This window comes from Pseudomonas sp. R62, from assembly GCF_000257605.1.
Lineage (GTDB): Bacteria > Pseudomonadota > Gammaproteobacteria > Pseudomonadales > Pseudomonadaceae > Aquipseudomonas > Aquipseudomonas atacamensis.
Map to the genome: position 1 here is coordinate 3,465,728 of NZ_JH635998.1, position 8,486 is coordinate 3,474,213.

The 8,486-nt window shown below is 60.9% G+C and carries 8 protein-coding genes; 1 reads left to right on the forward strand and 7 read right to left on the reverse strand.

Annotation, left to right across the window (positions count from 1 at the left end; genetic code table 11):
- The first annotated feature begins 165 nt into the window (after positions 1 to 165).
- Entirely contained in the window at positions 166 to 1,074 is a 909-nt protein-coding gene (locus tag OQK_RS16690; protein WP_016773386.1) for a hypothetical protein, read from the forward strand.
- Positions 1,075 to 1,092: 18 nt separating this feature from the next.
- On the opposite strand, the gene OQK_RS16695 is transcribed toward OQK_RS16690, so the two are convergent.
- The 7 genes from OQK_RS16695 to OQK_RS16725 form a co-directional block, all read right to left on the reverse strand.
- Positions 1,093 to 1,422 carry a GlpM family protein gene (locus OQK_RS16695; protein ID WP_172834034.1) on the reverse strand — a complete coding sequence of 110 codons (330 nt, stop codon included), beginning with the start codon at positions 1,420 to 1,422 and terminating at the stop codon, positions 1,093 to 1,095.
- A gap of 8 nt (positions 1,423 to 1,430) precedes the next feature.
- Complete coding sequence (locus tag OQK_RS16700; RefSeq protein WP_016773388.1) at positions 1,431 to 2,756, reverse strand: sigma-54-dependent transcriptional regulator; 1,326 nt, start codon at positions 2,754 to 2,756, stop codon at positions 1,431 to 1,433.
- Positions 2,753 to 4,654, reverse strand: coding sequence for a sensor histidine kinase (locus OQK_RS16705; protein ID WP_016773389.1), 1,902 nt, complete (start codon positions 4,652 to 4,654; stop codon positions 2,753 to 2,755). Before OQK_RS16705 ends, OQK_RS16700 begins: the two co-directional genes overlap by 4 nt.
- A gap of 228 nt (positions 4,655 to 4,882) precedes the next feature.
- Positions 4,883 to 5,617, reverse strand: a complete 735-nt coding sequence (locus OQK_RS16710) for an amino acid ABC transporter ATP-binding protein (RefSeq protein ID WP_016773390.1) — start codon at positions 5,615 to 5,617, stop codon at positions 4,883 to 4,885.
- Positions 5,614 to 6,285, reverse strand: a complete 672-nt coding sequence (locus OQK_RS16715; protein WP_016773391.1) for an amino acid ABC transporter permease — start codon at positions 6,283 to 6,285, stop codon at positions 5,614 to 5,616. Before OQK_RS16715 ends, OQK_RS16710 begins: the two co-directional genes overlap by 4 nt.
- Positions 6,285 to 7,031, reverse strand: a complete 747-nt coding sequence (locus tag OQK_RS16720) for an amino acid ABC transporter permease (protein ID WP_016773392.1) — start codon at positions 7,029 to 7,031, stop codon at positions 6,285 to 6,287. Before OQK_RS16720 ends, OQK_RS16715 begins: the two co-directional genes overlap by 1 nt.
- Before the next feature lie 200 nt (positions 7,032 to 7,231).
- Positions 7,232 to 8,146 (reverse strand): glutamate/aspartate ABC transporter substrate-binding protein, encoded by a 915-nt coding sequence (locus OQK_RS16725; protein WP_016773393.1) that lies wholly within the window; start codon positions 8,144 to 8,146, stop codon positions 7,232 to 7,234.
- Between the last annotated feature and the right edge of the window lie 340 nt (positions 8,147 to 8,486).

Consider the following 8,486-nt stretch of genomic DNA (forward strand, 5'->3'; position numbering starts at 1 on the left):
CATGGTGATCGATCTGTCGGACAACAAACTCTTGTGGTACCAGCCATTCGCCGCTGTGCAAGCCGCGCAAGGCGAGTGGGACGAGCCGTCCTACACCAACCTGTCCAACGCGTTTTATCAGGCGATGGATAACAGCCGGCAGCAAATGATCGCCCCGTTCGCGCAATGAAACGTCTGGCGCTGACCCTCGCGGCGATCTCGCTGCTGGCGTTGCCTGGCTGTGCGCAGAAACCGGCACCTGAGGCCGGTTTCAAGGATCAGGCCGCCATGAGCTATGTGCAGGCACACGGGCTGAAGGTCGACGTGCAACTGCCGGCGGAGTTTGTCGGCGCCAGCACGGTGATCGACAGCAAGGCGGCAGTGAATGCGGCCAATTCCAGTTACACGCTGGTATCGAGCTCCGGCGCAGGCGCCGGGCTGGCGGGGATTCTGGTGGCCAGCCTGATCAACACGCAAATGGGTTCCGGTACGTTGCAGCGCGATGCCGAAAAAGCCGCGCTGAACGAATCGCGGCCGCTGGCCGACCTGCTTGCTGGCGTGCCGTTGCAGGAGCGCTTGCAACAGCGTTTTCAGGCGGCGTCGCAAGTCTCCGGATTCAAGCAGGGGGCAGGTGCGGTCACGGCACGGTTGCTGATCGAACCGAAGCTGATGCTGACGCCCGATCGCGGCAGTTTCGTGCTGGTCAATCAGGTGCAATTACAGGATATCGCCGGCTCGCCGCTGTACCGCATGCGCATCGAAGTGGCCAGTCAGCCGATCCGTCGTTGCGGCAAGCAATGCATCGATGACGGCGCCCTTGACCTGGCCAAGGTCACCGCCGTGCTGGACGAATGCATTGATGAATCCATGCGCGTATTGAGCGCCGATCTGATGCAACCGACGCCACCGCCCGCCGCGCAGGAAACCCTGCGTTACGTGCTCGACGGCCAGCGCGTGGTCGAGCGCGGTTATCAACTGGCGCAAAACGGCAGCTACTGGCGCTACCGCAATCTCTACGGTGCGGTGAAGTCAGTGCCGGTGCCGTTCGAGGATGCCTTGTCGTCCGCGCAACTGGCCAAGGTCTACGGCCGCTAGAGGTTGATGCGCGTGGGTTCAGGCATGCAGCCGGACCCACACGCTCACCAATACCGTCGCCGCTATCAGCCACGCCACCGCCGCCACCGCCAATGACGCTTCCAGGCGCATGCGGTCGACCATCACATACAACGTCGCCAGGTACACGAAGTAGGGAATGATCGACCACATGCCGAACACGATCGTGGTCTTCAGGTCGTCGACCGAACGGCCCTTGCCGACGATGTAGTGCGCAATCAGGGCAAAGGTCGGGAACAGCGGCACCAGACCGGCGATGTAGTAATTTCTGGTCTTGGACAGTGCCGCGAGGATCAGCACCACTGCGGCGCCGATCGCGGCTTTGAGAATCAGATCCATCAGTGGCTCAGCCCGTACTTTTTGACTTTGTCGAACAGCGTGGTCTTGGCCATGCCCAGTTCCTGGCTGGCCTGGGTCAGGTTGCCGCCGCTGCGTTGCAAGGCGTCGACCAGCAGATTGCGCTCGAACGCTTCCACCGCTTCGGCAAACGCCAGACCCTGGCCGGCGCTGGCCCCGGACTTCTTGAAGGCCGGCAGGCCGAGGGCGAAGCGTTCGGCGACGTTGCGCAGTTCGCGCACGTTGCCCGGCCAGTCGTGGCTCATCAGGTTCGACAGGGTCTGGTTGTCCAGCTCCGGCAGCGCGCGGTCGAAGCGCAGCGCCGATTGCTGGGTGAAGTGTTCGAACAGTTGCAGGATGTCTTCGCGGCGTTCGCGCAGCGGTGGCAATTCCAGGGTCACAACGTTGAGGCGGTAGTACAAGTCGCTGCGAAACTCGCCGGCCTTGCTCGACTCATCGAGGTCGGACTTGGTCGCTGCGATCACCCGGCAATCCACTGCCACGCTCTGGTTCGAACCGAGGCGTTCGAGGGTGCGTTCCTGCAATACGCGCAGCAGTTTGATCTGCAACGGCAGCGGCATGCTTTCCACTTCGTCGAGGAACAGCGTACCGCCGTCGGCGTGCTCGATCTTGCCGATGCGGCGTTTGCCGGCGCCAGTGAAGGCGTTGGCTTCGTGGCCGAAGATCTCGCTTTCAAAGAGGTTTTCCGGCAGGCCGCCGCAGTTCAGCGCGACGAACTGTTTGCTGTGGCGCCGACTGAAATCGTGCAGGCAACGGGCGACCAGTTCCTTGCCGGTGCCGGTCTCGCCTTCGATCAAGACGTTGGCCGAAGTGTCGGCGACGTTGGCAATCAGTTCGCGCAGGTTCTGCATCGCTGGTGAACGGCCGATGATCCGCCCTTCAAGGGAGTCGCGTTCAGCCAGTTGCCGACGCAACGAGGAAACTTCGCGGGCGAGGCTGCGTTGTTCCAGCGCCCGTCGCGCGACATCGACCAGGCGCTCCGGCGAGAACGGTTTTTCCATGAAATCGTAGGCGCCTTTCTGCATCGCGCCGACGGCCATGGAAATGTCGCCGTGGCCGGTGATCAGCACCACCGGCAGGCTGCGGTCACGTTGCTTGAGGCGGGTGAGCAATTCCAGGCCATCGATGCCCGGCAGGCGGATGTCGCTGATGACGATGCCGGCAAAGTTGTCGCCGACCTGCGCCAGTGCTTCTTCGGCACTGCCGACGCCGATGCACGGAATGTCTTCGAGGGTCAGCGCCTGTTGGCAGCCGAGCAGCACATGGGGGTCGTCTTCGACAATCAACACACTGAGTTCGTGGTTCATATTGGCTCGGCAGGAGTAGGGCTTACCAACGGTAAACTGAGGACGAAAGTGGTGCCACCGCCGGCCGGGTGTTCGACACCCAGGTGCCCGCCGGTAGCGGCGGCGAGGCTGGCGGACAGGGTCAGGCCCAGTCCCAGGCCTTGCTCGCCGGGCTTGGTGGTGAAGAACGGTTCGAACAGATGCTTGCGCGCTTCGGCGTCGATGCCGTGGCCATTGTCGCGCACCCGCAAGCGATACTTGCCGTTGAATTCTTCACCCTCCAGCCACAGCTGCGGCTGCGGTTGCGCGTGCATGGCGTCGAGGGCGTTGCCGATCAGGTTGACGAGGATCTGTTCGAGGCGGGTCTGATCGATCAGCAATTGCACATCGGCAAACTGCCGGTGAATCTGCAGCGCAGTGTTTTCCAGGCGCGCGCCGAGCACTTGCAAGGCGGCGTCGACGGCTTTGCCGAGACTGGCCTGACCCTTGTTGTCGCCGCGCCGGGCAAACGAACGCAGGCTGGCGGTGATCCGGCCCATGCGGTCGATCAGGTCGTTGATGGTCTTGAGGTTGGTGCTGGCGACGTCGAGCTGGCCGCGCTCGAGAAAGCGCACGGTGTTGCCCGACAGCGTGCGCATCGCCGCCAGCGGCTGGTTCAGTTCATGGGCAATGCTGGTCGACATCTGGCCGATGGCCGCAAGTTTGCCGGCCTGCACCAGTTCATCCTGAGCGCGGCGCAACGTCTCTTCGGCCTGGCGGCGCTCGCGGATCTGACTCTTCAGGCGTTCGTTGCTGGCGCGCAGATCGGCGGTGCGTTCGGTAATCCGACGTTCGAGTTGGCTGTTCGCTTCCTGCAACGCTTCGCGGGCGGCGAGGCGGGTGGCGAGGACTTTGCGCCGCTCGTTCCAGGCAATCAGCAGGAAGGCGAACAGGGCGAACGCCACCGCCACCAGAATGCCTTGGTTGATCGCTTCGCGGCGCAGGTCCTGCAACGGTGTCAGCAGAGTGAAATTCCACGGCGTGTCACTCAGCAGTCGGGTTTGCGCCAGATAACTGATGTCGTCTTCGTCGGGCTGCAATTCACTGTTGGCCGGGAACGTCAGTTTCTCCACGCCCTCGGCCAGTGTCTCGCGGGCCAGCGGTTGCAGTTCGTTGAGAGGGAACCAGTAATACTGCAGGCTGCGGGCGAGTTTTTCCTTGACCTCGTCGCTGAGCGGGATCACCGATTTCAGCCGTCGCGCCGGATCGCTGGACAGAATGATGATGCCGTTCTCATCGCTGACGAACGCTTCCAGACGCGCGCGCTGCCAGCGCTCTTCCATGGCTTCCAGACGCACCTTGACCACCGCGACACCGATGATCTTGCCGTGCTCTTCGAGGCCGTGGGCAAGGTAGTAACCGGGTTCGCCGTTGGTGCTGCCGATGCCATAGAAGCGCCCGGGCTGGCCGCGCACGGCGTCCTTGAAATAGGCGCGGAAGGACAAGTCTTCACCCAGATAACTGTCGACATCGCGCCAGTTGCTGGTGGCCATGACCCGGCCGGTGGTGTCCATGACGTAGATGGCCCGGCTGCGGCTGCGGCGGTTCAGGCCTTCGAGGTAATCGTTGACCGTCTGCCGGTGCTCCGGGGTCGGGTCGGCCAGCAACTGCGGCACACTGGTTTCGAGTTCCAGCAGGCTGGGCAGGTAGGTGTATTTGCTGATCTCGCTTTCGACCGCGCGGGCGTGCAGTTCCAGCTGACGCTGACCGTTCTCGCCGAGGCTGCGGATGCCGAAGTGTTCACTGGTCCAGAAGCCGATGAAACCCAGGCCGACCATCAGGGCGATGATCAGTGGCGGCAGGAACAGATGACGGATCAGACGGGGCTTCACGGCAAGTGATGGCTCGGCAGCGCGATAAAGAGTGGGGTCGCATTTCATCACAGATGCCTTGGGTCAACCACAACACTTGTTTGTGCCTGTGGCGAGGGGATTTATCCCCGTTGGGCCGCGAAGCGGCCCCAAAACCATCACTGCGGTTTAACTGAAAGACCGCATGCAGAGGTTTTACGACTGCTGCGCAGCCGGACGGGGATAAATCCCCTCGCCACAGGGGATCTCATTGTCAGGCTGCCCGCACCCCACAGACAGGGTGCGGGTGTGTTGCTTTTAGTGCTGCAGGATTTTCTCAAGGAAGTGCTGCGCGCGTTCGGAGCGGGCGCTGATGTCGCCGAAGAATTCCTCTTTCGGGCAGTCTTCGATGATCTTGCCCTGGTCCATGAAGATCACCCGGTCCGCCACTTTACGGGCGAAGCCCATTTCGTGGGTCACGCACATCATGGTCATGCCTTCGTGGGCCAGCTGCACCATGACGTCGAGCACTTCATTGACCATTTCCGGGTCGAGCGCCGAGGTCGGTTCGTCGAACAGCATGACGATCGGGTCCATCGCCAGCGCACGGGCAATCGCCACACGCTGTTGCTGACCGCCGGACAGTTGCCCCGGATGCTTGTGGGCGTGCGCCGACAAACCTACGCGCTCGAGCAGTTGCAGGCCTTTTTTGGTCGCCTCTTCCTTGCTGCGGCCAAGCACCTTGATCTGCGCGATGGTCAGGTTTTCGGTGATGGTCAGGTGCGGGAACAGCTCGAAATGCTGGAACACCATGCCCACGCGCGAACGCAGTTTCGGCAGGTTGGTTTTCGGGTCGGCGATCGACGTGCCGTCAACCACCACGTCACCTTTCTGGAACGGCTCCAGGGCGTTGACGCACTTGATCAGCGTCGACTTGCCGGAACCCGACGGGCCGCAGACCACGATCACTTCGCCTTTCTTGACCTCGGTGCTGCAATCAGTCAGCACCTGGAAGTCCCCATACCACTTGTTGATGTTTTTGATAGAGATCATACGGCGAACCTTTTTTGCAGACGCTTGACCAACCGCGAGGCGGCGAAGCTGATGATGAAGTACACGAGACCGGCGAAAATCAGGAACTCATTGGAGCGGCCGATGATGTCGCCGCTGGCGCGCGAGGCGTTGAGGAAATCCACCAGGCCCACGGTGTAGACCAGCGAGGTGTCCTGGAACAGGATGATGCTCTGCTGCAGCAGTAGCGGGGTCATCTTGCGGAACGCCTGCGGCAGGATGATCAGGCGCATCATCTGCCCGTAGTTCATGCCCAGCGCTTGCGCGGCACCCATCTGGCCTTTGGAAATCGACTGCACACCGGCCCGGACGATTTCGCAGAAGTACGCCGCTTCGAACATCATGAACGCCACCACGCAAGAGGTGAACGCACCGATCGGCGTGTCTTCGCCGGTGATCCAGCGCAGCACGAACGGCACCGCCAGGTAGAACCAGGTGATCACCAGCAGCAGCGGAATCGAGCGGAAATAGTTGACGTAGGCGCCAGCGATGCTCGACAGCAGCTTGTTGTGCGACAGACGGCACAGCGCGAGGATAGTGCCGAGTATCATCCCGCCGATCACGCCCATGGCCATCAGCTTGAGGGTCATCACCATGCCGTTCCACAAACCGGGAATGGCCGGGACGATGCCACTGAAATCGAATTCCATTATTTACCCCCCACGGAGATCAGGCCGGGCACCGCGACTTTCTTCTCGACCAGGCGCATCAGCAGCATCAGGCTCATGTTGAGGGTGAAATAGATCAGGGTTGCCAGGGTGAACGCTTCGAACAGGTTGGCCGAGAACTCGGCGGTCTGTTTGGTCTGCGCCAGCAATTCCATCAAACCGATCAGGGACGCCACGGAGGAGTTCTTGAACACGTTGAGGAATTCCGAGGTGAGCGGCGGAATGATGATCCGGTAGGCCTGGGGCAGCAGCACGTTCCAGTAGATCTGCGGCAGTTTGAAACCCATCGCGCGGGCGGCGGATTCCTGGCCACGAGGCAGCGCCTGGATACCGGTGCGCACTTGCTCGCAGACACGGGCGGCGGTGAACAGACCGAGGCAGACGACAACGCTCAGGTAGGCCGAAGTAGTCGGGTTGAGGTCCTGCTTGTACCACTCCTGCAGATCCGGTGGCAGCAGATCGGGCACCAGGAAGTACCAGATGAACAGCTGCACCAGCAGCGGCACGTTACGGAACAGCTCGACGTAGCAGGTCGCGATGCCCGATACGATGCGGTTCGGCACGGTGCGCATGATGCCCAGCAGCGAGCCGAGCAGCAGGGCGATGATCCACGCCACGATGGCGATGGCGATGGTCCAGCCCAGACCGGAGATGAACCAGTCGAGATAGGTCTCGCTGCCCACGCCGGTGGACTTGAAGAACACGCCCCAGTCCCAGTTGTAATTCATTAGGGTCTCCCCTCGATTCGATCGATGTACAAGTGCCCGCCTGGGGAACTCCGTTCCCTCCCCAGTCTTTTTTCAAAGACCGGGCACACGCGATCGGCTCGACAGCCACCGGTTCGAGTGTTTCCAGAAAAATGCCAGCAGGGAATGACCATCCCCTGAAAAGGCAGGCGCCTCCTCAGGGGATAAGGTTAGTCAGAAAATCAGGACTTCTTGTCGTCAGCCGCTTTGTCGGTCGGATTGGCGATCAGCGCCTTGAGCTCGTCGCTCATCGGGAAGTTCAGGTTCAGGCCTTTTGGCGGAATCGGCTGCATGAACCACTTCTCGTAAATCTTGTTGATTTCGCCCGAAGCGTAGGTGGCCTTGATCGCGTCATCCACAGCCTTTTTGAACGGCTCGTCGCCTTTGCGCATCATGCAGCCGTAGATTTCATACGACTGTGGCGTGCCGGTCACTTCCCAATCGGCAGCTTTCTTGGCCTTGGCGGCTTCGCCGGCCAGCAGCGCGTCATCCATCATGAAGGCAACGGCCCGGCCCGATTCCAGCATCTGGAAGGACTCGCCGTGGTCTTTGGCGGAGATGACGTTCATGCCCATCTGCTTGTCGGCGTTCATCGCCTTGAGGATGCGCTCGGAAGTGGTACCGGCGGTGGTCACGACGTTCTTGCCTTTCAGATCGTCGAAATCCTTGTACTTGGAGTCTTTCTTGGACAGCAGACGGGTACCGATTTCGAAGATGCCGACGGAGAAGTCGACCTGCTGCTGACGCTCGACGTTGTTGGTGGTCGAACCGCACTCGACGTCCACGGTGCCGTTCTGCACCAGCGGGATACGGGTCTGCGAGGTGACGAGGTTGTATTTGACTTGCAGGTTCGGCAGGTCGAGGTCTTTCTTGATCGCTTCGACGATGGCCAGCTGGATGTCGTGCGAGTAGCCGACCGGTTTGCCGGATGCATCAGCGATGTAGGAGAACGGAATGGAGGCGTCACGGTGGCCCAGGGTGATGACACCGGACTCTTTGATTTTCTTCAGGGTGCCGGTGAGCTCGGCGGCGAAAACTGGCGTGCTGATCAGAGCGGCAGCAATGGCTGCGCCCAGGATATGGGGAACGATGCGCATCAAATTTTCCTCGACATTGTTTTTTTTATGGAGCCAGTTTGTCGGCCCTTTTTGTGCTTCGAATGCCTGACGGCTCCTGAAGTGTCGGCACAGCAGGCATTCGTCGAGAGAGTGTAGAGCATGACTCGTGCCAGACCAGTCGTAGTCGGTTAACCAGTTGTTTTATAACGTTATTAAAGTTTTATGGCGGTACTTTTTTGAGGGTGAGATCCGGTTAACCGAATCGACTGTGGAGTCGCGTTCGGAAAACCGAACGATCAAAAGCCCCTCACCCTAACCCTCTCCCGGAGGGAGAGGGGACTGACTGCGGTGGATGGTCGAGTTACGGCGACGTGAGATA

Excerpts from the sequence above, each read along its gene's own strand:
- OQK_RS16690 (WP_016773386.1), top strand. The coding sequence starts at position 166 with ATGAAACGTCTGGCGCTGACCCTCGCGGCGATCTCGCTGCTGGCGTTG.
- OQK_RS16700 (WP_016773388.1), bottom strand. The coding sequence starts at position 2,756 with ATGAACCACGAACTCAGTGTGTTGATTGTCGAAGACGACCCCCATGTG.
- OQK_RS16705 (WP_016773389.1), bottom strand. The coding sequence starts at position 4,654 with ATGAAATGCGACCCCACTCTTTATCGCGCTGCCGAGCCATCACTTGCC.
- OQK_RS16710 (WP_016773390.1), bottom strand. The coding sequence starts at position 5,617 with ATGATCTCTATCAAAAACATCAACAAGTGGTATGGGGACTTCCAGGTG.
- OQK_RS16715 (WP_016773391.1), bottom strand. The coding sequence starts at position 6,285 with ATGGAATTCGATTTCAGTGGCATCGTCCCGGCCATTCCCGGTTTGTGG.
- OQK_RS16720 (WP_016773392.1), bottom strand. The coding sequence starts at position 7,031 with ATGAATTACAACTGGGACTGGGGCGTGTTCTTCAAGTCCACCGGCGTG.
- OQK_RS16725 (WP_016773393.1), bottom strand. The coding sequence starts at position 8,146 with ATGCGCATCGTTCCCCATATCCTGGGCGCAGCCATTGCTGCCGCTCTG.